The 25,946-nt window shown below is 68.6% G+C and carries 15 protein-coding genes; 4 read left to right on the top strand and 11 right to left on the bottom strand.

Annotation, left to right across the window (positions count from 1 at the left end):
* Nucleotides 1-12 precede the first annotated feature (12 nt).
* Complete coding sequence (locus AC5JBD_RS07775; protein ID WP_495721220.1) at nt 13-1,419, bottom strand: FAD-binding oxidoreductase; 1,407 nt, start codon at nt 1,417-1,419, stop codon at nt 13-15.
* Between the two features lie 26 nt (nt 1,420-1,445).
* Between AC5JBD_RS07775 and AC5JBD_RS07770 the strand changes: the two genes are divergently transcribed.
* Both AC5JBD_RS07770 and nagA read left to right on the top strand, forming a co-directional pair.
* Nucleotides 1,446-2,477: an SIS domain-containing protein gene (locus tag AC5JBD_RS07770; RefSeq protein WP_495721219.1), complete on the top strand. Its 1,032-nt coding sequence runs from the start codon at nt 1,446-1,448 to the stop codon at nt 2,475-2,477.
* On the top strand, nt 2,474-3,616 hold the full coding sequence (gene nagA / locus AC5JBD_RS07765; protein WP_495721218.1) for an N-acetylglucosamine-6-phosphate deacetylase: 1,143 nt from the start codon (nt 2,474-2,476) through the stop codon (nt 3,614-3,616). The genes AC5JBD_RS07770 and nagA overlap by 4 nt, the downstream gene beginning before the upstream one ends.
* Here nagA and AC5JBD_RS07760 read toward each other — a convergent pair.
* Entirely contained in the window at nt 3,613-4,491 is an 879-nt protein-coding gene (locus tag AC5JBD_RS07760) for a glucosamine kinase nucleotide-binding domain-containing protein (RefSeq protein ID WP_495721217.1), read from the bottom strand. The genes nagA and AC5JBD_RS07760 overlap by 4 nt on opposite strands.
* A 102-nt stretch (nt 4,492-4,593) precedes the next feature.
* Between AC5JBD_RS07760 and AC5JBD_RS07755 the strand changes: the two genes are divergently transcribed.
* Both AC5JBD_RS07755 and argH read left to right on the top strand, forming a co-directional pair.
* Nucleotides 4,594-5,487, top strand: coding sequence for an N-acetylmuramic acid 6-phosphate etherase (locus tag AC5JBD_RS07755; RefSeq protein WP_495721216.1), 894 nt, complete (start codon nt 4,594-4,596; stop codon nt 5,485-5,487).
* A 28-nt stretch (nt 5,488-5,515) separates the two neighbouring features.
* The gene (gene argH / locus AC5JBD_RS07750) at nt 5,516-6,886 is read left to right on the top strand and encodes an argininosuccinate lyase (protein ID WP_495721316.1); all 1,371 of its coding nucleotides are present in this window, start codon (nt 5,516-5,518) and stop codon (nt 6,884-6,886) included.
* On the opposite strand, the gene AC5JBD_RS07745 is transcribed toward argH, so the two are convergent.
* The 9 genes from AC5JBD_RS07745 to AC5JBD_RS07705 all read right to left on the bottom strand — a co-directional run bounded on the left by AC5JBD_RS07745 (nt 6,883) and on the right by AC5JBD_RS07705 (nt 25,639).
* Nucleotides 6,883-8,118, bottom strand: a complete 1,236-nt coding sequence (locus AC5JBD_RS07745; protein ID WP_495721215.1) for an argininosuccinate synthase — start codon at nt 8,116-8,118, stop codon at nt 6,883-6,885. The two genes, argH and AC5JBD_RS07745, sit on opposite strands and share 4 nt — an antisense overlap.
* Before the next feature lie 15 nt (nt 8,119-8,133).
* On the bottom strand, nt 8,134-9,003 hold the full coding sequence (gene argF, locus AC5JBD_RS07740) for an ornithine carbamoyltransferase (RefSeq protein ID WP_495721214.1): 870 nt from the start codon (nt 9,001-9,003) through the stop codon (nt 8,134-8,136).
* A complete protein-coding gene (gene argB, locus AC5JBD_RS07735) occupies nt 9,000-9,866 on the bottom strand; it encodes an acetylglutamate kinase (RefSeq protein ID WP_495721213.1) in 867 nt (288 codons plus the stop codon). The genes argF and argB overlap by 4 nt, the downstream gene beginning before the upstream one ends.
* On the bottom strand, nt 9,866-11,026 hold the full coding sequence (gene argJ, locus AC5JBD_RS07730; protein ID WP_495721212.1) for a bifunctional glutamate N-acetyltransferase/amino-acid acetyltransferase ArgJ: 1,161 nt from the start codon (nt 11,024-11,026) through the stop codon (nt 9,866-9,868). The genes argB and argJ overlap by 1 nt, the downstream gene beginning before the upstream one ends.
* The gene (gene argC, locus AC5JBD_RS07725) at nt 11,023-12,039 is read right to left on the bottom strand and encodes an N-acetyl-gamma-glutamyl-phosphate reductase (protein ID WP_495721211.1); all 1,017 of its coding nucleotides are present in this window, start codon (nt 12,037-12,039) and stop codon (nt 11,023-11,025) included. Before argC ends, argJ begins: the two co-directional genes overlap by 4 nt.
* Before the next feature lie 64 nt (nt 12,040-12,103).
* The gene (locus tag AC5JBD_RS07720; protein WP_495721210.1) at nt 12,104-13,567 is read right to left on the bottom strand and encodes a benzaldehyde dehydrogenase; all 1,464 of its coding nucleotides are present in this window, start codon (nt 13,565-13,567) and stop codon (nt 12,104-12,106) included.
* 80 nt (nt 13,568-13,647) lie between these two features.
* The gene (locus tag AC5JBD_RS07715; RefSeq protein ID WP_495721209.1) at nt 13,648-16,746 is read right to left on the bottom strand and encodes a CHAT domain-containing protein; all 3,099 of its coding nucleotides are present in this window, start codon (nt 16,744-16,746) and stop codon (nt 13,648-13,650) included.
* Nucleotides 16,743-23,840, bottom strand: a complete 7,098-nt coding sequence (locus tag AC5JBD_RS07710; protein ID WP_495721208.1) for a beta strand repeat-containing protein — start codon at nt 23,838-23,840, stop codon at nt 16,743-16,745. Before AC5JBD_RS07710 ends, AC5JBD_RS07715 begins: the two co-directional genes overlap by 4 nt.
* Nucleotides 23,840-25,639: a ShlB/FhaC/HecB family hemolysin secretion/activation protein gene (locus AC5JBD_RS07705; RefSeq protein ID WP_495721207.1), complete on the bottom strand. Its 1,800-nt coding sequence runs from the start codon at nt 25,637-25,639 to the stop codon at nt 23,840-23,842. The genes AC5JBD_RS07710 and AC5JBD_RS07705 overlap by 1 nt, the downstream gene beginning before the upstream one ends.
* Nucleotides 25,640-25,946: the final 307 nt, after the last annotated feature.

The following is a 25,946-nucleotide window of genomic DNA, read 5'->3' as shown; positions in this document are numbered from 1 at the left end:
GATGCCAGGAACCTAGCGGCTCTCGCCCGCGCTGTCGCCGAAGAGCTTCATCGGGTTGAGCATGCCCTGCGGGTCGAGCGTATGCTTGAGGCGCCGCATCAGCAGGACCGCCTCGTCGCCATGCTCGAGGACCAGCGCCTTGCGTTTGCCGATGCCGATGCCGTGCTCGCCGGTGCAGGTGCCGCCGACCGACAAAGCATGGTCCACCATCGCTTCGTTGATCCGGCGCGCGCTGGCCCAGGCGCTTTCATCGCCGGGCGGAAGGACGAAGAAGACGTGGAAGTTGCCGTCGCCGACATGACCGAGGATCGGGGCCAGCAGGCCGGCTTGCTCGATTCCGGCCTGGGCGCGTCCAATGGCCTCGGCGAGGTGCGAGATCGGCACGCAAATGTCAGTCACCCAGGTGACCGCATTGGGGACCATTGCCCGTGCCGCCGGGAGCGCCTGGTGGCGGGCCTTCCAGAGCCGCGCTCGCGCCTCGGTCTCGACCGCGCGCGAGAGCTTACCGCCGCCGAACTCCGCGCCGATCGCCTGGATGATCTCGAACTGCTCATGTACCCCCGCCTCGGATCCGTGCAGCTCGATAAAGAGGGTCGGCTGTTCCGGCAGCGACAGGTTCGAGAAACGGTTGCAGGCGCGGATCGCCGCTGGATCGAGCAATTCCATCCGCGCGACGGGAATTCCCGACTGGATGGTGGCGATCACCGTCTGCACGGCGCCATCGAGCGTCTCGAACGGCCAGGTGCCGGCGAGCACGGTCTCGGGCAGCCCGTGCAGGCGCAGCGTCGCCTCGACGATGATGCCGAGCGTCCCCTCGGCGCCGGTGAAGAGATGGGTGAGGTCGTAGCCCGCGGACGACTTGCGGGCGCGGCTGCCGGTGCGGATGAGGGTGCCGTCGGCGAGCACGACCTTCAGCGCCATGAGGTTTTCCCGCATCGTGCCGTAGCGCACCGCATTGGTGCCGCTGGCGCGCGTCGAGATCATGCCTCCCAGCGTCGCATTGGCGCCCGGATCGACGGGGAAGAACAGCCCCGTCGCCCGCAGCTCCGCATTGAGCTGCTCACGGGTGACGCCGGGCTCGATCACGCAGAGCATATCCTCCACGCTGACCTCGACGACACGATCCATGCCGGAGAGGTCGAGGCAGAGCCCGCCGACGACCGCCGCGGCATTGCCTTCCAGCGAGGTGCCGGCGCCATAAGGGACCAGCGGCACCCTATGCTCCGCCGCCGCCCGGACGATGTGCTGCACCTCCTCCACGTTCGATGGGCGCGCGACGAGGTCGGGGAGGTGCTCGCCATGATGGCCTTCGCTGCGGGCATAGTGCCTGCGGGCGCTCTCGCTGGTCAGGAGCCTGTCGCCGAGCACCAGTATCAGTGCCGCTTCGAGCGACGTCTCGGCACGTTTCGCTTGCTGCATCGGCTCCGGAGCTTATCGAAGCGAGCGTGCAACGACCAGAGCAGACGCTGATGTATCGCGAGGCCGCGGAAGCGGCGGACGTGGCGCAGCGTCATCTCGCCGAATTGGCGGAGCCGATCCGGCGATTGGGCGAGAAGCTTCGCGCACTCGATCCGCATGTCGTGATCACCTGCGCGAGAGGCAGCTCCGACCACGCCGCCACTTTCGCCAAATATCTGATCGAGACGCGGGTGAGGACGCCGGTCGCCTCCTTCGCGCCCTCCACTTCCTCGATCTACGGCACCGCCTGGCGCAAGCTGAAGGGCGCCCTGTTCCTCGCCATCTCACAATCCGGACGGAGCCCCGACCTGCTCGTCTCGGCGCAGGCGGCACGTGAGGCAGGCGCCTTCGTCGTCGCGATCGTCAACGATGCCGATGCGCCGCTTGCCGGGCTGGCCGACCTCGCTGTCCCGATGCTGGCGGGGACGGAGCGAAGCGTCGCGGCGACCAAGTCGTTCATCGCCTCGCTGTTCGTCATCGCCCGGATTGTCGCCGAGTGGAGCGAGGATGAAGAGCTGGCAGGCGCGTTGGCGCAATCGCCTGAGCTTCTACGGCGGGCCTGGACGCTCGACTGGTCCCCTGCCCTGCCGCTGCTTGGCGACGCAAGGAATCTCTACGTGCTCGGTCGCGGGCTCAGCCTGGCGATTGCGCAGGAGGCCTCCCTGAAGCTCAAGGAGACGTGCGGGCTGCATGCCGAAGCCTATAGCGCCGCCGAGGTGAAGCATGGGCCGATGGCGATCGTCGGACGGGGTTTCCCCGTGCTGATGTTGCCCACCAATGACGAGGCCGGCGAAGCATTCGCAGCGCTCGCCGGCGACTTTGCAGAGCGCGGCGCTCATGTGATGATCGCGGGAGAGAGCGGCGGCACCCTTCTTCCGGTGCTGACCGACGCGCATCCTGCGCTGATGCCCGTCGCGACCATCCTCAGCTTCTATCGCCTGGCAAACCAGCTCAGCCTCGCCCGCGGGCTCGACCCGGACCGGCCGCCCCACCTCCAGAAGGTCACGCGCACCCGATGAGGCGGCAGGCACTTCTTCCCCGACGGGTGCTGACGCCCTCCGGCTTCGAGGAGGATCGCTGCGTCCTGATCGAGAAGGGCACGATCGCCGCCGTCACCGGTGCGGCCGAATGCCCCACCGATGCGGAACGGCTCGATCTGGACGGAGATCTCCTTCCGGGCTTCATCGACCTCCAGGTGAACGGCGGTGGCGGCGTGCTGCTCAACGATCAGCCGACCGTCGACGGCGTCGCCGCCATCGCGGCAGCCCACCGGCAATTCGGGACGACGGGACTGCTGCCCACCCTGATCAGCGATGATCTGGAGGTGGTGTCGCAAGCCATCGCGGCGGTCGACGCGGCCATCGAGCAAGGCGTCCCGGGGGTGCTCGGCATCCATATCGAAGGGCCGTTCCTGAATCCTGCCAGGAAAGGCATTCACGACGCCGCCAAGTTCAGGACCCTCGATGCCGCGGCGATCGGGCTCCTCTCCTCGCTGAAGCGCGGCCGCACCCTAGTCACCCTCGCTCCGGAACTGGCGCCGTCTGGTGCGATACGGGCGCTGGGGGAGCGCGGCGTCATCGTCGCCGCCGGCCACACCAACGGCTCCTACGAGGAGGTGCGGGCGGCGCTGGATGAGGGCCTCGCCGGCTTCACCCACCTCTACAACGCAATGACCCAGCTCGGCAGCCGTGCCCCCGGAGCGGTCGGCGCCGCGCTCGACGATCGCGACAGCTGGTGCGGCCTCATCGTCGACGGCCATCACGTGCACCCGGCGGCGCTCCGCGTGGCGCTTGCTGCCAAGGGCGCCGATCGCCTCCTGCTCGTCACCGACGCGATGCCGACCGTCGGCTCAGACGTGAAGGAGTTCGAGCTTGGCGGACATCGCATCGTCGCCGACGACGGCCGCTGCGTGGCGCCGGACGGCGCGCTCGCCGGCTCCGATCTCGACATGGCGACGGCAGTGCGCAACGCCGAGCGGCTGATGGGCATCGACTATGCGACAACAGTCAGGATGGCGAGCGCTTCTCCGGCAGCCGCGCTGCGCATGTCGAACCAACGAGGCGCGATCGCAGCCGGGATGGCTGCCGATCTCGTTCTGGTGAACGGGCGAAAAGAGGTGATCGAGACCTGGATCGGCGGCAACGCGCTCCCGGCCTAGGCCGCTTCCTTGGCCGCCGCCCGGGTCCTCGCCAGGAGGATGGCGCCATCGAGCGCGTCGCCGAGCGGATCGCTGAGGCGCTCGCGGATGCTCGCCGCCAGCCAGTCGCGCATCCGCGCCGCCACCCCGCCCATCAGGCAGCAACTGGGTGCGCCCCTGTCGAGAAGGACGCGGATGAGGCGATCCAGGCGCCGCGCGGCCGCCTGCACGATGACCTCGGCCACTGGATCGCCGGCCGAAGCATGGTCCATCACCATCGGCGCGAAGGCGGCGTAATCGGTCGGCGTCGCCCGCGCCGTCCAGTCGACGATCTCGCCGGCCGAGCCGTGGAAATAGTCCAGAACCTCCTCGGTCATGCCGCTATGCGGAATGCGTCCGTCGCGGGCCCAGAGCGCGTTGCGGATGGCGCGGAGGCCAAGGTCGGCGCCGCTGCCCTCGTCGGAGACCGGGAAGCCGTAGCCGCCGATCGTGTAGACCTCCTCGCCGACGCGCGCGAAGCCGATGCTGCCGGTGCCGACAATCACAATCGCGCCGTCGCCGCCGGCGTGGGCGCCGAGATTGGCAATGGCGGCGTCGCTCGCAAAGGCGATCGAGCGGAACGGGAAGTCATGCTCCTGAAGCCCGGGCAGAACGCCGCGGCGGTTGAGGCCGGCTATGCCCAGCCCCACACGCACCGAAGCCAGGTGCGCTTTGTCCAGTCCTGCCTCGGCCAGCGCCTGAAGATAGGAGTCCTCGACTGCGTCCAGTGCCTCCGGAAGCCCGATGCGCGTGTTGGCCGGGCCGGCCTCGCCGGTCCCGATGACGGCGCCGTCCGCCGTCACCAGCCGTGCCCGCGTATGGGTGCCGCCGGCATCTATGCCGAGATAGAGCTCCATCGCCCGCAATCTTACCCCCACCCCCGTGGCAAGCAGTCTTAGGATTGTATAGCAGCGCTGTGAATAAAGTTCATAGCAGCGCGCGGGACAGGAGATGCGGATTTGTCGACTGAGTTGATCAGCGCCCGATATGCCGGCCTCGATCTCTGGCCTACCCGCGACGCCGTGCAGGCAATGCTGGAAGGGCAGCTCGCCGCTGCCGCTGTTGTGCAGTCGCAGGCGGCGGCGATCGCGGCAACGGCGGACGCGGCGGCGGAGCGGCTGCGAGGCGGAACGGGGCGGCTCATCTATGTCGGCGCCGGCACATCCGGGCGCCTGGCGGTGCAGGATGGGGTGGAGCTGGGACCCACCTATGATTGGGGTGACGATCGCACGCTATACCTCCTGGCGGGCGGCATGGGTGCGATGCTGACCAGCGTCGAAGGCGCCGAGGATGACGAAGCCGCCGCCGCAGACGAAATCGGACGGGCCGCTCTCACCCCCTCCGACGTGGTGATCGGCGTCGCCGCCAGCGGGAGGACGCCTTACACCGTCGCCGCCATAACGGCGGCACGCGCGGCCGGCGCGCTCACCATCGGCATCGCCAGCAATGCCGGCACGCCGCTCATCAATGCGGCCGAACATCGGATCCTGATCGAGACCGGGCCGGAGATCGTCGCCGGATCCACACGCATGAAAGCAGGGACTGCGCAGAAGATCGTCCTCAACCTGCTCTCGACGGCGACGATGCTGCGCCTCGGCCGCGTTCATGACGGCCTGATGGTCGACATGCGGCTCTCCAACCGCAAGCTGCGGGGACGCGCGGCGCATATGGTGTCGCAGATCGCCGGCGTCGGGCGCGAGGCTGCTGAGGCCGCGCTCGAACGCTCCGGCCGCAGGATCAAGCAGGCGGTCCTGATCGCTCTCGGACTCGATCCCGAACAGGCGAGGCAAGCACTCGACGAGGCTGGCGGCAATCTCCGCGACGCCCTATCCGCGCACCATGGGCAAGGGTGACGCGATGAACTCCGGCGAGGGGCACAAGATGTGGGGCGGCCGCTTCGCCAGCGGCCCGGCCGCCTTGATGCGCGAGATCAACGCCTCGATCGGCGTCGACAAAAGACTGTCGCGGGAGGATCTGACGGGATCGAAAGCCCATGCCGCTATGCTCCGCGACCGAGGCATCCTTTCGGCCGGGGATGCGGAGGCCATCCTCGGGGGGCTGGACCGCATCGCGGAAGAATATGAGCGCGACGGCGTGCCCGAGGACCAGGCGCTCGAAGACATCCACATGCATGTCGAGCATCGCCTCGCCGAGCTGATCGGCCCCGCTGCGGGCCGGCTGCACACCGCCCGCTCGCGCAACGATCAGGTTGCGACCGACTTCCGGATGTGGGTGCGATCGGCGATGGCGGAGGCGGATCGCACGCTGCGATCCTTCCAGAGCATCCTCGTCGTCCGGGCGGAGGAGCATGCGAAGGCGGTGATGCCCGGCTTCACGCACCTCCAGCCGGCCCAGCCGGTGACGCTCGGTCACCATCTGCTCGCTTATTACGAGATGCTCCGCCGCGACCGCTCGCGCTTCGCCGACGCGTCTGCGCGGCTCGACGAGTGCCCGCTGGGCGCGGCCGCGCTGGCCGGCACGAGCTTCCCGATCGACCGCCACGCGACGGCCAAGGCACTCGGGTTCTCGCGTCCAACCGCCAATTCGCTGGACTCGGTGTCCGACCGCGACTTCGCGCTCGATTATCTGATGGCGGCGACGCAGTGCAGCCTGCACCTCTCCCGCCTCGCCGAAGAGCTGATCATCTGGTCGACCCCGATGTTCGGATTCGTCGCTCTTCCCGACGAGTTCTCGACCGGCTCCTCGATCATGCCCCAGAAGCGCAATCCCGACGCCGCCGAGCTGGTCCGCGGCCACTCCGGGCGGATCGCCGGCGCCATGACGTCGCTCATGGTGACGATGAAGGGCCTGCCGCTCGCTTATTCCAAGGATATGCAGGACGACAAGGCGCCGGTTTTTGAGGCCCACGATCTGCTGATGCTGTCGATCGAGGCGCTTGCGGGGATGGTCGAGAAGACGCGCTTCAACGTCGATCGAATGCGGGCCGCCGCCGAAGCCGGCTTCTCGACTGCCACCGACCTTGCCGACTGGCTGGTGCGCGAGGCGGACGTGCCCTTTCGGGAGGCGCACCACATCACCGGGCGCGCTGTCCGCCTTGCTGAGGAGCGCGGCGTCGGCCTCTCCGAGCTTGATATCGAGAGTCTGAAGGCCATCGATGCCCGCATCGACGAGCGCGTCTACGGCGTCCTCACCGTCGACGCCTCGGTCCAGAGCCGCACCAGCTACGGCGGCACTGCGCCCGATGGCGTCCGCGCCCGAATTGCAGACGCGCGGAAGGCGCTCGGCGATTAGCCCTTCGCCAGTCGCCGATCGCGCGCCGCCGCAATCCGCAGCCGAAGCGCATTCAGGCGGATGAACCCAGCGGCGTCGCGCTGGTCGTAGGAGCTAGAACCCTCCTCGAAAGTGACGAGGTCCTGGTCGTAGATGGCCGCGGGGCTCTCGCGTCCGATCACGGTGGCGTTGCCCTTATAGAGCTTCATCCGCACCTTGCCGCTGACATGCTCCTGACTCTTGTCGATCAGCGCCTGGAGCATCTCGCGCTCCGGCGAGAACCAGAAGCCGTTATAGATGAGCTTGGCGTAGCGCGGCATGATCTCGTCCTTGAGATGCATGGCGCCGCCGTCGAGCGTGATGCTCTCGATGCCGCGATGCGCAGCCAGCAGGATCGTGCCGCCGGGCGTCTCGTAGACGCCGCGCGACTTCATGCCGACGAAGCGGTTCTCGACCAGATCGAGGCGACCGATGCCGTTATCGTGGCCGAGCTGGTTGAGCTTCGTCAGCAGCGAAGCCGGCGACAGGCGCGCGCCGTCGATCGCGACAGGGTCACCGCGTTCGAACTCGATCTCGATAACGGTCGGCTTGTCCGGCGCGTCCTCGGGCGAGATCGTGCGCTGGTGGACATATTCCGGCGCCTCGATGGCCGGGTCCTCGAGCACCTTCCCCTCGGAGGAGGAGTGCAGGAGGTTGGCATCGATCGAGAATGGCGCTTCGCCCTTCTTGTCCTTCGAGATCGGGATCTGGTGCTTCTCGGCGAAGTCGATCAGCTGCTCGCGGCTGGCGAACTCCCATTCTCGCCAGGGAGCAATGACGCGGATGTCGGGCTCCAGCGCGTAATAACCGAGCTCGAAGCGGACCTGGTCGTTCCCCTTCCCCGTCGCGCCGTGGCAGACCGCGTCGGCGCCGACCTGACGCGCGATCTCGATCTGGCGCTTGGCGATCAGCGGCCGCGCGATCGAGGTGCCGAGTAGATATTGCCCCTCATAGACGGTGTTGGCGCGGAACATCGGGAAGACGAAGTCGCGGACGAACTCCTCCCGAAGATCGTCGATGAAGATGTTCTCCGGCTTGATGCCGAGCAGCTCAGCCTTGCGCCGCGCCGGCTCCACTTCTTCGCCCTGGCCGAGATCGGCGGTGAAGGTCACCACCTCCGCCCGATATTCGGTTTGCAGCCATTTCAGGATGATCGAAGTGTCGAGGCCGCCCGAATAAGCGAGCACGACCTTCTTGGGAGCGGGCTTGGTCATCGTCTTCTTTCTTCGTCAGAGGCCGCGCAGGCCCAACATCCATGCCATCGCGCCGCGGGCGCTGTGCATCCGGTTCTCGGCCTGGCGCCAGACCGCCGAGCGCGGACCGTCGATCACCTCGGCGGTCACTTCCTCGCCGCGCCGCGCGGGCAGGCAGTGCAGGAACCAGGCGTCGCTGCAGCGGGCCATCAAGGCGGCGTCGACCTGATAGTCGGCGAAGGCGGCCTGGCGCGCAGCAGTCTCGTCGTCCTGCCCCATCGAGACCCAGACGTCAGTATAGACGATCTGTGCGCCCTCCGCCGCTTCGGCGGGATCGGCGACCTGGCGCACGCCCGGAAGCGCCTCGACGAAGCCGTAGCCGTCGGGACTCGCCACGACCATCTCGGCGCCAAGCAAGGAACAGCCCTCGGCAAGCGAGCGTGCGACGTTGTTGGCATCGCCGATATAGGCGATGCGCGCGCCCTCGATTCGGCCGAGAAGCTGCTTCACCGTCAGCAGGTCGGCGAGCGCCTGGAGCGGGTGATCGCTGTCGGAGAGCATGTTCAGCACCGGCGTGTCCACCGCCGCCGCCATCTGCTCCAGCAGGCGATGGTCGTTCACCCGCGCCGCGATGATCGAGTGGTAGCAGGCCAAGGTGCGCGCCACGTCCTCGACGCTTTCGCGGGAGCCGAGGCCGACCTCATCCTTCTGGATGTAGACAGGATGGCCGCCGAGCTGGACCACCGCCATTTCCATCGAGTTGCGCGTCCGGGCGCTCGGCTTCTGGAAATAGAGGGCGACCCCCCTTCCTTCCAGCGGACGCGGCAGGTCCTGCCGCTCGGAGAGGGCGATGATCTGCTCCAGATCCTCGCGGCCGAGGTCGCGAATGGCGAGGAGGTCCCTCACCAGCTCGCCTCCCTTTTCACCATCGTGCCGATGCCCTCGTCGGTGAGGATTTCGACCAGCAGCGAATGCGGGACGCGGCCGTCGATGATATGCGCGGAGCCGACGCCGCCATCCACCGCATCGGCACAGGCCTTGAGCTTCGGGATCATGCCCGCGGAAACGCTTTCATGCTGGATGCGCTCGCGAAGCTCGGCCGAAGTCAGGCGCGGCACGAGCGAAGCTTCGTCGTTCACATCCTCCAGCAGCCCGGGCGCGGCAGTCAGATAGACGATCTTCTCGGCTGCCATCGCCACCGCGATCGCGCGCGCCGCCTCGTCGGCGTTGATATTATAGGGCTGGCCGTTGGTGTCGGCGCCGATGGTCGAGACCACCGGCGTCAGCCCCTCGTCGAGCAGCCGGTGGAGGACCGACGCGCGGACCATGCTGACGTCACCGACAAAGCCGAGGTTCGACTCGCGCGGTGTCACCGTGAGGAGCCCGCCATCCTCGCCGGACACGCCGACGGCGACCGGCTCTTCACTCGTCACGCGGTTGATCGTGCCGACGAGGTCCCGGTTGATCTTGCCGACCAGCACCATGCGAACGATCTCGAGCGTCTCCTCGTCGGTTACGCGCAGACCGTTCTCGAACTTCGGCTCCTTGCCGACCCGGCGCATCATCGCATCGACCTGCGGACCGCCGCCATGTACAAGCACGCACCGCACGCCGACGCTGCGCAGCAGCAGCACGTCCTGCGCGAGCGCACGGTCGAGCTCCGCGTCGATCGCCGCGCCGCCCAGCTTCACGACCACGGACTTGCCGCGAAAGCGCTCGATATAGGGCAACGCCTGGACGAGGACGCGCGCGGTTTCGTTCGGCTTCATCATGACGTCTTCGAATTTTCCTTGATGTAGCCGGGGCCGAGATCGATGCCGATCACCTGTGCGGTGCCGGAGCCGAGGCCGAGCGCGACCTCGATCTCGATCCGCTCGCCGGCCATGTGCTTCGCCACCGCCTTCTCGTCATGCTCGAAATTCGTGCCCGCGCGCGAGACGACGATGTCGCCATAAGCGACGCTCGTCTTCTCCGCCTCGAACGCGACGCCCGACGATCCGGCGGCAGCGAGGAGGCGGCCCCAATAAGGATCGCCGCCATACCAGGAGCATTTGACGAGATTGTTCTCGGCGATGTTCTTGGCCGCGATCCGCGCCTCGGCATCGCTCGCGGCGCCGGTGACGCGGAGCGCCACCATCTTGGTCATGCCCTCGGCATCGCGCGCCATCTGCAGCGTCAAATCCTCGCAGGCCTTGTGCACGGCGTCGGCGAACTCGGCCATGTCCGGCCGCCCGCGTCGTCCGGAGGCAAGCAGGATCGCGGTGTCGTTGGTGGATGTCGCGCCGTCGACGTTGAGGGTGTTGAAGCTGCGATCGGACGCGTCGCGCAGGATCTCCGTCATCTCCTCCGCAGACACGGCGGCGTCGCTGGTGAGGAAGGCGAGCATCGTCGCCATGTTCGGGGCGATCATGCCGCAGCCTTTGGCCATGCCGCCGAGCGTGAAGGTGGAGCCGCGAACGACCACTTCCTTGGTCTGGTGATCGGTGGTGAGGATGCCCTTGGCCGCATCGTGAGCGCCTTCGCGGGACAGCTTCTTCGCGAGCTTGGGTGTGGCGGCGATTATCTGCTCCATCGGCAGCTTCGTGCCGATGATGCCGGTCGAACAGACCAGCACGCCGTCCACCTCAATACCGAGCGCATCGGCCGCCGCGGCGCACATCGCCTCGGCATCGGCCTTGCCGGCCGGACCGGTGCCGGCATTGGCATTGCCCGAATTGACAATGATCGCTGCCGCGCTGCCGCCATTGCTCCGGAGGCGCGTGCGGCTCACATCGACCGGGGGGGCGAAGAACTTGTTCTGCGTGAAGACAGCGGCGCACGCCACCGGCCGCCCGTCCTGGGTCGCGAGCAGGGCCATGTCGTAGCGCCGCCGCTTGATCCCGGCATGGCAGCCGGACGCGACGAACCCTTCGGCCGCGGTGACGCTCATGGATAGACTCCGCAGATCGGGAGCCCGGCAGTCTCTTCGAAGCCGAGCATCAGATTGGCGCACTGGATCATCTGCCCGGCGGCTCCTTTCACGAGATTGTCGAGGGCGGCGATCGCCAGCACCCGGCCGGTCCGCTCGTCGTAACGCGCCGTCACCTGCGCCGTGTTCGATCCCAGCGTCCACTTGGTTGCGGGGGGCTGCTCCGTCACATGGACGAACGGCTCCGCGGCATAAGCGGCGCGGAGCACCCCCAGCGGCTCTCCAGCCGCCATCTTCCGCGTCGCGCGGCCGTAGCAGGTGGCGAGGATGCCGCGGTTCATCGGCGCCAGATGCGGCGTGAACAGCACGGATGCGCTCAGGCTTTCCTCCATCTCGGCGGTGTGGCGGTGCGACAGCAGGCCGTAGGCGGAGAGCGACTCCGCGACCGTGTTGAAGTGGGTGGAGTCTTTGAGGCCCTTGCCCGCGCCGCTGACGCCGGAGCTCGCATCGACAATGATCCCGTCGCGCTCGATGAGCCCCGCGTCGACGAGCGGCTTCAGCGCCAGGATGGCCGAAGTCGGGTAGCAGCCGGCCGCCGCCACGGCCTGTGCGTTCCGGATTGCCTCACGATGAAGCTCGGGGATGCCATAGGCAAAGCGGCCGAGCAGCTGCGGCGCATGATGCGCCTCGCCATACCATTGCTCATATGTAGCGGCATCGCGCAGCCGGAAATCGGCGCCGAGATCGACGAAAGGAATGCCGCGGTCTAGGATGCTCGGGGCGATGGCCTGTGACTGGCCGTGCGGCAGCGCCGCGAAGACGAGGTCCGCGTCGTCGAGCGCCTCGTCGGCAAACCGCTCGATCTCCATGTCGGGATAGGCAGGCGCGACATGCGGGTGGACGCTCGCCAGCGGTGCGCCGGCCTGACTGTCGCCGAACAGGCGCGCCGGGCGCAGGTGCGGGTGCAGGGCGCAGAGCCGCAACAGCTCACCACCGACAAAGCCCGAGGCTCCAAGAATCGCTACGCGTGTCATGAGGTGCGCGTATATGCGTACCGATGCATAATTATGCAAGACCGGGTCTGCATCAGCATGCTTCTCAGAAGGGGTAGCGCGGCGCCGCGTGCTTCATGGTGAGCCATTGCCAGTGGGTGAACTGGTCCCAGTTCGCGGGCCCGCCATGTGCGGCGCCATTGCCGGACGTGCCGGTCCCGCCGAACGGGGCGTAGGGCTCGTCGGCCACAGTCTGATCGTTGACATGGACGAGACCGACCTTGAGCTGCTCGGCAAGCTCCAGGCCCCGCGCGCTCGAGCCGGTGATGATCCCCGCAGACAGGCCATAATCGGTCATGTTGGCGAGGCGGATCGCATCTTCCTCGTCCCGGTAGACTGTGATCGGTGCCACGGGGGCGAAGATCTCCTGCTCGAAGGCGGGCATGCCCGGTCCGACCTCCTCGAGCACGGTCGGGCGGAAGAAGGGCCCCTCCGCATTGCCGCCGGCGCGCAGCTTAGCACCCGCATCGACGCTGTCGCGGACGATGCCGAGCGCACGCTCCACCTGCCGATTGTCGATCAGTGGGCCGAGCGCCACCTGCTCGCGGAACGGATCGCCGACCGGCAGACGGTTCGCCGTCTCGACGAGCTTGCCGATGAATGCGGAGGCGAGCTTCTCCGGCGCGAGCACGCGGCCCGTGGCCATGCAGATCTGGCCCTGGTGGAGGAAGGCACCCCAGGCGGTATTGGAGACGGCGAGATCGAGATCGGCATCGTCGAGGATGATCAGAGAATTCTTGCCGCCGAGTTCGAGGCTCGCCTTCTTGAGATGCTCGCCGGCGAGCGCGCCGATCCGGCGCCCGACACCGGTTGAGCCGGTGAAGGAGATCATCGCCACGTCGGGATCGGTGACGAGCGCCTGCCCTGCCTCGGCCCCGCCCGGGAGGACGTGGAGCAGGCCCGGCGGCAATCCCGCGTCCTCGAAGGCGCGGGCGAGGATGAGGCCGCCAGTGACCGGCGTCCGCGGGTCGGGTTTCAGCACCACCGCATTGCCGACAGCCAGCGCAGGCGCCAGCGCGCGGCTGGACAGGATCATCGGAAAGTTGAACGGCGAGATTACGCCCACCACTCCGTGCGGCAGCCGCCGCGCGAGGCTGGTGACATTATGCTCGCTCGGCAGGATCAGCCCACGCGGCTGCGTCACCATCGCTGCGGCCTCGTGCAGCTCGCCGATCGTCACCTTGAGCTCGACCGCCGCCTTGGCGGGAACGGCGCCGGTTTCCCGGACGATCCACTCCTTGATCGCCTCGGCATTGCTCTCGATGAATTGCGCCGCCTTGCGGAAGATCGGCGCGCGCGCGGCGAGCGGATGCGCCGCCCACTCCTTCTGCGCCGCGCTGGCCCTGGCCGCGGCGTGGCGGACATCGGCGGGCGAGGCGTTGCCGACCTCCCCCAGCACATTGCCGGTCGCCGGCTCCAGGATCTCGATCGTGCCGCCCTGCGCCTCAACCCAGCCGCCGCTGAACAGCCGGCGATCCCACAGATCGCGGCCCATCACCGGTGCATTCATCCGTCCCTCCTCCAGCGCGCCTGAGCAACCCGCGCCCTATGCGCGCGAACGGCTGCGGCGAACAGCGCCTGAGGATGGACTTACAGCGCCGGAGTGGGGTCCTTGCCGGCTTCAGCCCTCTGCTCGGTGGGAATGACGGCGGTCGAGCCGTCGCCGATGATGGCGAAGCCGGACCAGTAATAAGGGTGGGACGTGTCGGGCTGGTCCATCAGCGCGATCTGCGATGCGCGCAGCGCTCCGGCGGTGGAGGTTCCGGCCGGCGCCTGGAACAAGCCGGAGATCAGGCGCTTGGTCGCGTCATAATCGTCCGGCACCGGCCAGTGGCTGGCGATCACCGAACGCCCGCCGGCACCGACGAAGGCGCGCACCAGACCGTCCAGCGCATAGTCGCCGCCCGTGCGAACACCCGCCTCGCGCGTTGCCGCCACCGTCGCCTTGCCCGCCGTATCGCAAGCGGAAAGGATGATGAGATCGGCGTCGAGCTTCAGATCGAAAATCTCGGCGAAGGTCAGCAGCCCGTCCGATTCGCCTTCACCAAAGGACGTCATCAGCGCAGGCCGCGCAGGACATTCGGGCCGGGGCGCAGTGACGAGGCCGTGGGTGGCGAAGTGCATGATCCGGTAGCGCGACAGGTCCTCCCGCCGCTTGATAGCGGTGTCGGTGAATTGCGAGCCGGTAACGATCTCCGATTCCCCTTCCCCGACGAGGCGGCCGGCGAGGTAGAGCTCGTCGGGCGCAATCGGACGGGTCCATTCGGCGATCGACCAGGAGCAGGTGTCGGACCCTTCGCTGAGGCCGCGCGCGGCGCTCGCCGCCTGCACCTCGCCGCTGGGGACCGCATTCTGGCCGAAGCCGATATAGTCGAGCTTCGCCGCCGAGCGGGCGGCGCGGCGCACGTCGCGGAATGCGCGCGGCGAGACCGCCGTGCTGACGTCGCGGTCGCGGCCCAGCCATTGGACCCCGGTGAAGTCGAAGGCAGCCTCATCGGACGTTTTGGCCCGCTCCAGATAGGCACGCACGCCGGTCGCATCGGTGACCAGCAGGTTTGGCGGCAGGCGCAGCATCGCGCCGTCAGGCTCGAAGATCAGGTGGCGCACCGAGGCGAGATCCGCCGAGACCGGCTCGAACAACTGCAGGTAGATTTCGTGGGCGAGCGCAACATCGAAAGGTAAGGTCTGGATCTGGCCGTCCTGCACCTTGGTGATCGTGTCGCGCAGCGTGTCGACTTCCCGCTCGAGCGCACGCGGCCCCGCGCCGAGCTTCCATGCGCGCGCCGACGCCGGCGTCACCCACAAGGCGTAGGTGGCATCACCGGCGACGACCATCTTGTAATAGGCCTCGCCCTCGCGAAGCTCCTTCTGCAGATCGTCGAGCGTCAAGGCGGCGCTTGAGACCACGCGATAGCTCGGGAAATCGGCCAGCTTCGCCTGCGTCGCGACCTGTTCACGCTCGTTCGATGCGAGGCGTGTCTGCAGTTCCTGAAGCCGCGCGGCGTCCGAAGCCGAGGGTTCGGTGATTGCGGAGAGACGGCCGATCTCGACCCGGTTCCGCTCGATGTCGCGAGTGAGCGTCACTGCCTGGCGGAACAGGCGTGAGGCCTCGCCGCTGCCGCCGGAGAGCTCGCGCGCCAGGATCGCCTGCGTCTGGGCGACGCCCGGCCGCACCAGCACCTGGCTCGCTTGGAACATGTCGGCGACCGCCCCCGGCTCGGTGCCGCGTTCGGCGAGCAGAGCGAAATAGGGTGCGAGCCCCTCGCGCAGCGACGGGGAGCTGGTGGCACTGCCGCTGTTGGCCTCGACGATCTGCTTGAACAAAGCCAGCGCCGGCTCCCTCTGGCCGGTGCGGGCGTAGAAGGAGGCGAGCCGCGCCTGGGTGTTCCGCAGCGCGGCGGAGGTCGGATAATAGCTTTCGAGGAGGGCGATGGCGGCCTGGTGCTGGCGCTCCGCTTCGGCAGCATTGCCGCTTTCCTCGGCGAGCGAGGCGAGTTCGCCGAGCAGCTGCGCCCGCATCCACACGGTCGACGACACCCGCCCGCCGCGTACCGAAGCAAGCTCGTTCAGCGCGCGGTTGAGCGCAGCCGCCGCCTCGGCCGGCTTGTCCTGGAGCCGGTATGTGGTGCCGCGCAAATATTGCGCCTGCGCATCGAGGATCGCCGCCTTCTCCTCCGGGAGCAGGCCGGCGCCGGCCGAGCCGAGCTGCCGCGCCACGCCCGACGCGCCGCTGAGCTCCGCCGCCGTCGCCTTGTCGATCACCAGATCCTCGATCGATGCCGAGGCGCGCCCCGCCTGCACCGGCACCGGCCGGTCGAGCTCCGCCAGCGCCTGCGCCGTGCGCTTCTGGTTGAGGAGGTGCATCGTCCGGTAGTTGCGGAGCATCCGCGTCAGCACCGGATCGTTGTCGACCGCTTCGGCGGCGCGGGCGAAGCGGTTGTTCGCTTCCTTGAAATTGCCGAGGTTCGACTGCTGAAGGGCGTCGTTGACGAGCGCCTCGGCCTGATTGCCCGTGTCGGTCTCGCTTCGCAGGAGAGAGGCGAAGAATTCGGACGATTCCGCATAATTGCCGCTGTTGTTGCGGCGGTAGGCTTCGGCGAGGGCGCGGTCGGGATCGAGCGTGCCGGCCTGCACCCGAGCGAAGGAGGCCGCGTCCCCCGCCTCGGTCAGGGCAACCGAGATCTCGCCCTCCACCGGCGCGTCCGCCAGGATGGTGCGAAGGCCGAGCCTGAGCGCGCTGTCATAGCCCGCCAGCCCTTCCGCCACGTAGAGCGTGTTGCCCTCGCGCAGCAGGTAGACGCGATAGCCGACATCCATGTCCTTGAGCGTGCAGTTCAGCACCTCGACCGCGCCGAGCGCTTCCACCTGCTGGCTCTGCGCCGCCTGGCAATTGGCCTTGTCCGCGCGCTGCGAAGCAAGACGGGCGCGCGGGTCTTCGCGACGGAGCTTGAGCGCATAGAGCTGGCCGACCGGCACCGAGGCGTCGCGGCAGGTGACCGCATAGGCGCGGTCGAACATGTCGCTGATCGCCGCGTCCGCGCTCGCCAGCTGGGCCGAGCAGACGACGCCCGAGCCGCTGCCGATCCGGAAGCTGTCCTGAAGGCTGATCGGCGTCTCCGCCGCAGCGGCGGCCGGAAGGCTGATCAGCCCCGCGGCGAGGGCGGCGATCGAAACAGAGGTCCGCTTCATGGTTCGTTTCCTTGTTCGGCCGGCGCTTCGCCTTCCTCTTCTTCGTCTTCCTCGTCCTCGGCATCGCCCTCGCCGTCGGTCCAGAGCGTGCTGTCGCCGCCGCTGGCCACGGCTTCCTCGATCAGCGCCTCGTTCGAGATGGCGCCGGTATCGATCAGGCCGACGAAGCCGGAGCCGAAGCTGCCTCCCGGACCGCCGTCACCGTCGCCGTCATCCTGCGCAGCGGCGCCCTGATCGGAACCGCCGATCGGCCCGATCACGACCTCCGAACCCGACACCGGCGGCGGCGCGGCCGGAGGCGGGGGTGGCGGCGGCGGCGGCGGCGGTGGCGGCGGAGGTGGCGGCGGAGGCGGAGGTGGCGGAGGCGGAGGCGGAGGCGGAGGCGCCGCGGACGCGATCGAGCGCGTGTTGAACTGCGAGTCCGCGGTGTAGGTGGTCGACTCCTCCTCCGGGCTCTCCGGATCGGTGTTGAAGTTGACCTGCTCGAAGAAGGCGTCGCCGGTCGTGAAGCTGCCGTCGGCATTCTGCTTGCGGCCGAAGGCGACGACGCTGATCGGCTCTTCCGAGAATTCGGACCGGATGCTGAGCCCGCCCTCGCCCACCGTCAGGCCGGCGAAGTCGGTCGCGGTGCCGCTGTTCTGGATCAGGATCGGGCCGCCCCCGGATTCGAGGAAGATACCGCCCGCGCGGACATAGCCGGTCAGGTCCACCGGCCCATTGTTGGTCCGCAGCGCCTGGTTGCGGCCCTCGAAGTTCGGATTGGCCCGAATCTGCGCCGCGAGCGTCGAGTCGGCGACGACAATGCTGTTGGCATCCAGCAGCAGGGTGCCTGCGAGGATGCCGTCCGAGCCGACCATGGTGATGCCGCCGGTCGGCGTGATCACCTCGATCAGGCCCGGAGTGTTAAGGGAGAGGAAATCCGCCCCGCCGGCGCCGGAGACGAGCAGCTTGCCTTCGACGCGGATATCGCCGTCGGCGAACAGCTGGACGGAACCGCCCTCGGTGGCGCTGCCGCTGCCCTCGATCTCGAGGTCGCGGATCAACACGTCCGGCTGTCCCGTGGGCTCGTCGCTGACCCGATCCACCTCGATGGAATAATTCTGCGCGTCGAGGCGCGAAGCCTCCGTGCGGGTGAGCGTGTAGCCAGGTCCCTCCTCGTCGCCGCCGAACACGACCTGCTGCCCCTCCGCATTGGCGAAGATCGAGAGGATCTCGGTGATCTCGACGTCTCCAACCAGCGCAGTTTCCGCGATGTCGATATCGGTCGAGTCGAGGAACATGCTCGGCGCGGCGACCGTGACCCCGGTGCCGCTCGGGCTGTCGTGGGTAAACGAGAGGGTGCCGAAAACCTGGGCATCGATGCTCGACCCCGGACCGCCGAGGATCGTCCCGTCCCCGACCGCGGCGAAAGCAAAGTCGCTGTCGACCGATACGAAGGCGCTTCCCGTCACGTTCACCGTCGACTCGTTCGCGCGGATGAAGCTCGGATCGGCCGTCGGGCTCACCGCCGGGCTGGACAGGCCGAGCGCCGCGAGATCGCGACCCGATTGTCCGCCCGCGATCATCGAGAGCGTGCCTATCGTCGCCGTACTGCCGATCACTTCGACCGACACATCGCCATATTGATCGACCGCCAGCCCGTCGGTGGAAAGTTGGCCGGTCGCCGTCATGTTGAGGGTGCCGACCTCGACCGTCGCAGGGTCGCTGGTCTGGAAGAAAGTCGTGAGGAGCGCCCCCGCCGAGCCGCCCGCCGCCCGGCCTGTCGCGGCGGCAGTCGTCGTGCCGCCGTTCACACCGCCGAGGCCGGCTCTGGCATTGGCATTGAGTGTCACATTGGCCGCGGTGACGCGGCTGCCGCGCGCGAGCAGCGTCGATGAGCCGCCGACCGCATTGCCGCCGACGCCGCCCGCGCCGCCATTCTCCGCGGCCGATCCAGCCCCGCCTGCGCCGCCGGCGCCGCCGATCGAGAGAGAGGTGACGGTGAGGTTCTGGAAGGTCGCCGTGCCGTTCTTCGGCAGCGTGGGATCGGCCGGGCCGCTCGACGTGCCGACCTGCGCAAAGCCGCCGACAGCCGAGCCGCCGGCTCCACCCGCCCCGCCGGCGCCGGTCGTGCTGGCACTGCCCGCCCCGCCGGCGCCGCCGAGGGTGCCGACGTCGACGAAAACATTGTCGGCAGCGAGCGTCGTGTTGATCGCCTCCGCCACCAGAGTAACGAGGCCGCCCGCGGCCGCGCCGCCGCCAGCGCCGGCGCCGCCCGCGCCGCCGAGGCCGCGCGACAGCAGGGTCACGGTGTCGACGTCGACCACGCCGCCGCCCCCGAACGAGGCGGCCGCCATGTCGACGTCGCCACCGGTGCCCGGTCCGCCAACTCCGGCGGAGCCGTCGCCGCCGCGGCCGGTGGCGGTAGCGGTCAGGGTGGCGACACGCAGCCGGCCGCCGCTGGCCGCGGTGATGTCGACGCCGCCGTTCGAATTCTCGACCGTGGCCGTGTTGATGCCGCCGCTGCCCGCGCCGCCGGTCGTGCCGGCGCCGCCGACGCCCTCGGCACGAATGATCGCCCCAGCAAGCGTGATGTCGCCGCCGAAGGCATTGAGCGACGCCAGGCCGCCGGTGCCGTCGCCGCCCGCGATGGTGTCGGAATTGCCGCCGGTGCCGGTTGCGCTGACCAGGGTCTGGCCGACGACGTTGATCCTGCCGCTGGCGGCGGTGGTGAACAGGACGGCCCTGCCCCCGATCCCGTCGCCCCCCGCGACGGCCGAAGACGTGCCTCCGTCCGCCTCGACGGTAAGGGCACCGGACACGTCCAGCTGCCCCTGCGAATTGACAGTGGCGTTGCCGCCGGTGCCGGTCCCGGACACGAAGCTGGTGTTCGGCAAGTTGTCGATGGCGACGAAATCGCCGGCGGTGCCGCTGGCGCGGACCGTGAGGTCGCCGACGGTTAGCGAGGTCGTGCCGGCGCCCACGAACATCTGCGCAGTGCCGCCGAGCCCGTCGCCGCTCCGCTCGGTGCCGCCGTCGCGAAGCGCGCCCCCGAAGCCCTGGCTCGACAGCTCGATCGTCGGGGCGGTGATCGACGAGCCGGTGCCGGCGGTGCCGATGTCAAGCTGCGCGGTGCCGCCGCCGCCAGTGCCGCCGCGGATGCTGCCGATGCCGCCCGTATTGTCAGCCAAGACGGCGAGCGATCCGCCGCTGGCGACGTTGAGGGTGCCGCCGTTACGGACTGATACCGTTGCCGTGCCGCCGGTGGCGTCGCCGCCGAGCGCGCCGGTGCCGCCCAAATTGTTGGTGAAGACGAGGTTCGTGCCGGAAAGGTCGGCACGGCCGCCGTCGATGTCGACGCGCGACACGCCGCCGCTGGCAGCGCCGCCATTACCGGTCCCGGAGCCATCGCCGCCTTGACCGCCGGCGCTGCCGCCGCCGATCGAGGCGGTGAGCATGCCGCCATTGCCGACGAAGATCCTGCGAGTGCCGCCGACCGCGTTGCCACCGGTGATGCTGGCGGTCGGCGTCACCGACGATCCGGCCTGGGCGAATGCGCTCGGGAGAAGTGGGCCGCCGGTGATGGTGCCCCCGTTCGTGCCTACATCGACGATGCCGCCGGTCGCGTCGCCGCCGCGTCCGCCTTCGATAGAGGCGCCGCCGCCGGTGGCGCGGGCGAGGATGCGGATGAAGCCGCTTCTCGCGGCCGTGGCAGGCAGCGTTATGCTGCCGCCGGCGCCCGCGAAGATGGCCGCGCGGCCGCCGGTGGCGCTGCCGCCGACGAGATCGCCGCCGCCATTGTTCTGGCCGCCGAAAGCGTTGGCCGAGAGCAGGTCGGACCCGAGGGTCAGTTCGTCGAGCAGGTCGGATTCGATGTCCGTGGTGCTGAGATCGGCTTCGTTCTGGATCGTGATCGTGCTGCCGGCGCCGTTGGCGTTGATGTCCGCGGTACCGCCGAAGGCATCGCCGCCATAGAGGCCGATCTCCTCGCCGTCGCCATCGTCATAGGAGCCGCCGCCATAGCCGTCGGCCTTGAGGATCGCGGCACCGAGGCTGATGTCGCCGCCATTGGTTGCAAGGAGCAAAGCACGCCCGCCGGTGCCGGTGCCATCCGAGAGGCTCCCGAACCCGCCAACGCCGAACGCCCCGCCGACCAGTAACGTGCCGTTGATCTGGCCGCCGTCGGCGATCACCTCGACGCCACCGTTGAACAGAGTGTTGGCCGGATCGGCGAAGCCGCCGCGGCCTTCGCCGCCCGCCGCAGTAGCGTCATCCTCGTCTGCGCCGCCGCCCTCGCCGACCGCATTGAGCACGACGGTGTCGAAGCTGATGCTGCCGCCGGCAGACGCGGACAGCCTGGTCAATCCACCCTGGCCGAGGCCGCCGGTTGGACCGTCTCCTCCTTCGGCATTCGCCTCGATGTCGACTTCGGTGAGGATCAGCGTCCCGCCGGTCCCAGCGATCACTTCAGACCGGCCGCCGAGACCGGTGCCGCCGGATCCGCCGACGCCGCCGTCACCCCCAAATCCTTCGGCATCGACCTCAAGCCCGCCGGTGAGCTCGGTGGTGCCGTTGCGGGCAAAGACCTGCGATCTGCCTGCGGTGCCGTTGCCGCCGTTGGCCCCATCGCCGCCGCCGCCGTCCGCGAGCAGCGATACCCCGCCAAGGCTCATCGTGCCGCCGTCGTTGATCAGTTCGGCATTGCCGCCAACGCCGTTGCCGCCAATTCCTTGGCCGGGAGTGAAGGTCGCCAGGTCGAGGCTGCTTCCGCCCAGCCCCTCTGCGCTGAGATCTACGAAGGTACCGATGTCGACGCTGCCGCCGGCCTGGAAGATGTTGACGCGAGCCGTGCCGCCCTGGCCGTTGCCGCCATCGCTCTGAGCCACACCAGTCGCGGCAGCGTCGCCGCCAAGACCGTCGGCGCTGACATCGGCGGTATCGGTGACGTTGAGGGCGCCGCTGCCGGCGCCGACATTGGCCGTCCCACCAGCCCCGTCGCCGCCATTGCCGTCCGGCTGCCCGCCACCTGTGCCGCCCACACCATCGGCATTCGCGACGATCTGGAAGGCGCTGATCGTGCTGCCCGCCGTGACAGCAGCGATGTCCACATCGCCTCCCGTCGCTGCCCCGCCGGTGCCGCTTCCGTCACCGGCGCTTCCAATACCGCTGGCAGCCGCGCTTAGCACGCCCCCGACAATGATTTGGCCGCCGCCGGCGTTCGTCGCGACGCGGGCCGACCCGCCGGTGCCCGCGCCACCATTGCGGCTGCCCGACGCGCCCCCGCTCGCCCCGCCGCCCGTGCCGGAGGCGAACACTCCCACGTCGCCCGACACGTTGATGGTACCGCCGTCCACCAGCAGGGTCGCGTTTCCGCCTGTTCCCGCACCGGCGCCGGTGCTGGTGCTGGTGCGGTTCCCGCCAACACCGCCCGCGACGACGGTGACGCTGGACGCAACGATGTCGCCGCCGCTGTCGGCCGATACATTGGCCCCGCCGCCAAGGCCGGCGCCGCTGACGCCGCCGCCGGGATCGAGCTGTCCCCGGCCCTGCGCGATCACGAGCAGCGACCCGAGCGTGACCGAGCCGTTGTTGGACGCCGTTAGGCTGGCCTGCCCGCCCCTGCCTTCGGCGCTCACATCCCCCGGAGACGCCGAGAACTGGACGGTGCTGGCATCGACGGTCGTCGCGCCGTTCACCTGGATGGATGCGTTATTGGCAAAGATGCGGGCGCCACCTCCGTCCGCGATTGCGGGAACCGTATTCCCGGAGGTCCCCGCGATGGCGATTACGTCCGCATTCCCCTGGATCGTGAGCGATCCGCCTGCTTCCGCGTAGATTAGCGATTCGCCCGCCGTGACGTCGCCGGTTCCCATGATCTGCGTATCGACGCGGGCATTGCCGCCGATCGTGACGGTCTGCCCGTTGCGCGCGGCGATATGTGCGCGATCGCCCGCCCTCAGCGACACGTCGCCGGCGAACGACGTCGACGCGGTCATACTGGCCGAGAAGAAGTCGGTTCTCGCCTGGCCGGTGATATCCGACCCGAAAGTGCCCCCGTCGATGAGGAAGCTCGCGTCCGCGGGGTCGGGGTTGACCGGCTGGATCGACTGGCCCGCAACGTCGAAACCCGCCGACAGGATGATCTCGCCATTCTCGATGGTGGCGCTGGTGGCGGCGTCGAAACCGGCCGAACCGCGCAGGATCGCGGTGATCGCCTGGTTCTTGGGCACCGCGACCATATAGATCATGTGGTTGTCGGTGCCGCCCGTGCTGGCCGGACCGCCGGTGGCGCCGTCGTGCAGCAGCGGCGTGCCGCCCGCCGCGGTACCGCTGTTGATGGTGATGTCGAACAGGCCGTCATTGATGGTGAGATCAACCGACTCGCCGGCGACATAAGCGGCCGTTCCGTTGACGCGAACCGCGCCATTATGAACGACCTGGGGCGCGACCATCGCGATGTAGCTACCCTCGGCCAGTCCATTGATCTGGGCTCCGGCGGCAGTCGATACGGTCGAAATGCCATCGGTCGCGCCGCGCAGCTGGATGAGATTGCCGGCACCGATGAAATTCTCGTTCGCGTCGGCGATCGGGTCGAGCGTCGTCAGCAGCAGGCTGCCGACGTCGAACACGGCGGTGGACGAGATGAAGATGCCGCCGGGGCTGTAGAAGGCGACGGTGCCGCCGGGGCCGATGACGGTGCCGGCGGAGTCGCGCAGCTGGCTGATCACCTGGCCGTTGAAATCGACGCGCCGGCTCGTGTCGGCGGGGATGATGCGGTTCAGCACCGCGAAGTTGGTGATCGCGGTGTCGTTCTGGAACGTGGCGGTATTGCCTTGCGGCAGGAAATTGATCGGCCCGGCGCCGGTATTGTCCGTCGGCGTCCAGTTGATGATCGCCTGCGGCGCCGTGAGCGTGATCGTCTCGCTGTTCGGGCCGGTGACGCGGGTGACCTTGGCCGGATCGAAGCTGGGCGTGCCCTGGAAGGCCTGGGCCGAGGCACGGCTCGCGGGACCGGCCACGGCCAGCGCCGAGGCGAGGGCGCAGGAGACGAGCAGCTTGCTGCGCTGCCGCTGCAGGCGGAGGGTGCGCGAGGGCAGGTGATCGAGCTTTGTCATCAGAAGCTCCAGGGCAAAAGCCGGGTGGTCAGGGAGACGAGCAGCCGCGGGTCTGGCCGCCGGGTCTGGATGCCGGTGCGCTCGAGCGGCACCGCGATCGCAACGTCGATCGTCGCGCCCTTGAAGATGCTGCGCAGGCCGCCGCCGATGGAGGCGAGGCTGTTGTTCGCGTCGGAGGTCAGCCGGTCCTTGTTGCGGACCTTGGCGAGGTCGAAGAAGACATAGGGCTGCACCGACGCGCGATTGGCGGCGGTCGGCAGGATGCTGCCGAAGCGCATCTCGAGCTGCATGCCGACGCCGCTGTCGCCGAGCAGCGAGCCCGGATCGTAGCCGCGGCCGACCGTGTAATTGCCGGCCGAGAATTCCTCGAAGCTGAGCAGCGGATCGTCGCTCGCCTGCGCGCGGATGCCGGCGGCGATGGTGAGCTTGGGCGTGGGCCGCACTTCGCCGAAGAATTCACTGCGGATCACGGTGGCGGTGGGATCGCCTTCGAGCCGGCTCGGCGTGGTGAGCGAGGCCGCGTTGCAGCGGATGAGATTGGGTCCGCAGCCTTCGCTGGCCCCGAATATGTCGAGGCCGCGGCGGAGCGAGAGCGAACCGTTGACCCGCCAGCGCGGTTCGGCGGCGCTGTAGCCGCCCTGGCCGAGCAGGCTGGCCGGATCGGCGCTTTCCATGTTGACCCGGAGGAACGCCATGCGCAGCCGGTCGCGGGTCAGCGGATCGCCGTTCACGTTGACCCGCTGGTTGATGATGTCGAGCCCGGCGGCGCCGTAGACGCTGGCGCTCTGGCTGCGCAGGAACGGATAGCTCGCCTCGGCGGTGGCGAGCAGGGTCCGCGCCTTCACGTCGAAGCCGCTGTCGTCAACGTCGGGATCCGCCCAGGCGTAGGTGAACTGCCCGGAAAGGGCGAGGCCTTCGCTGCCGAGGCGGAAGTCGTGTCCGATCTGCAGCGTCTGCTGCTCGTCGAAATCTGCGGTCGAGAAGAAAGCGAGGCTGGTGCGGTCGCCGAGGCCCGTCAGCCCGTAGAATTGCCCACGCAGCAGCCCGCCGAAGCGGCCGAGGTCGCGCGAGCCGAAATTCTGGACGTTGAAGTCGACCTCGGCCGGCGTCCTGAGCACCGCCACCTCGCCGATCACCTCGCCGCGCCCGGCACCTGCAGAGCGGAGCGACAGGCGCACATCGTAACCCGGCATATCGCCCGCCAGCAGCAAATAGCGCTCGGCGTCGTAGCGGTTGAACACCTCCTGCTCGGTCAGCTGCTCGAGGTAGCCGGCGAGTGTCCGCTCCGCGCGGCCGGCATCGCCGCGCACGCGCACGGCGACCAGCTTCGCCATCAGCACCTGGAAGCGGATCGCGCCGTCGGCGATCCTCTGCTCGGGCACCTCGACCGCCGCGACATAGCCGGCATTGCGCAGGATCGTCGCGGCGCGATCCCGGATCTCGCAAATGATTGCGACCGGCTGCTCGGTACCGATATATTCGGCATAAGCAGGCGCGAGCGCGTCCGGCGCGAGCCCGCGCAGATCCTCGAAGGCGACCGAGTTGACGGTCAGGCGGATGCTGCGGAACTCCTCGCCCGCCAGCGCGCAGGGCGCGCGCTCGATACCGCCCTCGACCGACACGCGCGGCGCCCGCGCAACCCGCGTCCGGACAGGTGCGCGCTCGACTTCCTCGCGGGTCGGAGGGTTGGGAATGGCTGGAGGAGCGGGGCTCGTCTGCGCCTGGGCGAAGTCAGGTCCGATCATGGTCTGGCACAACAGGATCGCGCCGCCCGCTAGAAAGCCAGAAGCCCGCTTCATCAGTCCCCCATGATTGCCGCCCTCCCGGCTGGACCTCGACGGTCAAAGCCGGAACACCACGCAAACTGTAAGGTTTAGCGCGGGTCGCTGAGACTTTATGTGGGTGAAAGCCCCAAAGTAATATCCCATTTGGGATATACGTTCTGACTTAGTGCTTATTATAGTTCGGAAATCCGCCGCGTCCGCGCGATCTCCGTGAAAAGTCTTTTACTTTAGAAAGCCGCGATCCCCGTGATCGCCCGTCCCAGGATCAGGCCATGCACGTCGTGCGTGCCTTCATAGGTGTTGACGGTCTCGAGGTTGGCGG

This window comes from Allosphingosinicella sp., from assembly GCF_059502505.1.
Note: the sequence above shows the minus strand (reverse complement) of the source record. Positions and strands in the feature narration are given on the sequence as shown.

Excerpts from the sequence above, each read along its gene's own strand:
- argC (WP_495721211.1), bottom strand. The coding sequence starts at position 12,039 with ATGACACGCGTAGCGATTCTTGGAGCCTCGGGCTTTGTCGGTGGTGAG.
- AC5JBD_RS07775 (WP_495721220.1), bottom strand. The coding sequence starts at position 1,419 with ATGCAGCAAGCGAAACGTGCCGAGACGTCGCTCGAAGCGGCACTGATA.
- argB (WP_495721213.1), bottom strand. The coding sequence starts at position 9,866 with ATGAAGCCGAACGAAACCGCGCGCGTCCTCGTCCAGGCGTTGCCCTAT.
- AC5JBD_RS07715 (WP_495721209.1), bottom strand. The coding sequence starts at position 16,746 with ATGAAGCGGACCTCTGTTTCGATCGCCGCCCTCGCCGCGGGGCTGATC.
- nagA (WP_495721218.1), top strand. The coding sequence starts at position 2,474 with ATGAGGCGGCAGGCACTTCTTCCCCGACGGGTGCTGACGCCCTCCGGC.
- AC5JBD_RS07705 (WP_495721207.1), bottom strand. The coding sequence starts at position 25,639 with ATGAAGCGGGCTTCTGGCTTTCTAGCGGGCGGCGCGATCCTGTTGTGC.
- AC5JBD_RS07710 (WP_495721208.1), bottom strand. The coding sequence starts at position 23,840 with ATGACAAAGCTCGATCACCTGCCCTCGCGCACCCTCCGCCTGCAGCGG.
- AC5JBD_RS07760 (WP_495721217.1), bottom strand. The coding sequence starts at position 4,491 with ATGGAGCTCTATCTCGGCATAGATGCCGGCGGCACCCATACGCGGGCA.
- AC5JBD_RS07745 (WP_495721215.1), bottom strand. The coding sequence starts at position 8,118 with ATGACCAAGCCCGCTCCCAAGAAGGTCGTGCTCGCTTATTCGGGCGGC.
- argJ (WP_495721212.1), bottom strand. The coding sequence starts at position 11,026 with ATGAGCGTCACCGCGGCCGAAGGGTTCGTCGCGTCCGGCTGCCATGCC.
- argH (WP_495721316.1), top strand. The coding sequence starts at position 5,516 with ATGTGGGGCGGCCGCTTCGCCAGCGGCCCGGCCGCCTTGATGCGCGAG.
- AC5JBD_RS07720 (WP_495721210.1), bottom strand. The coding sequence starts at position 13,567 with ATGAATGCACCGGTGATGGGCCGCGATCTGTGGGATCGCCGGCTGTTC.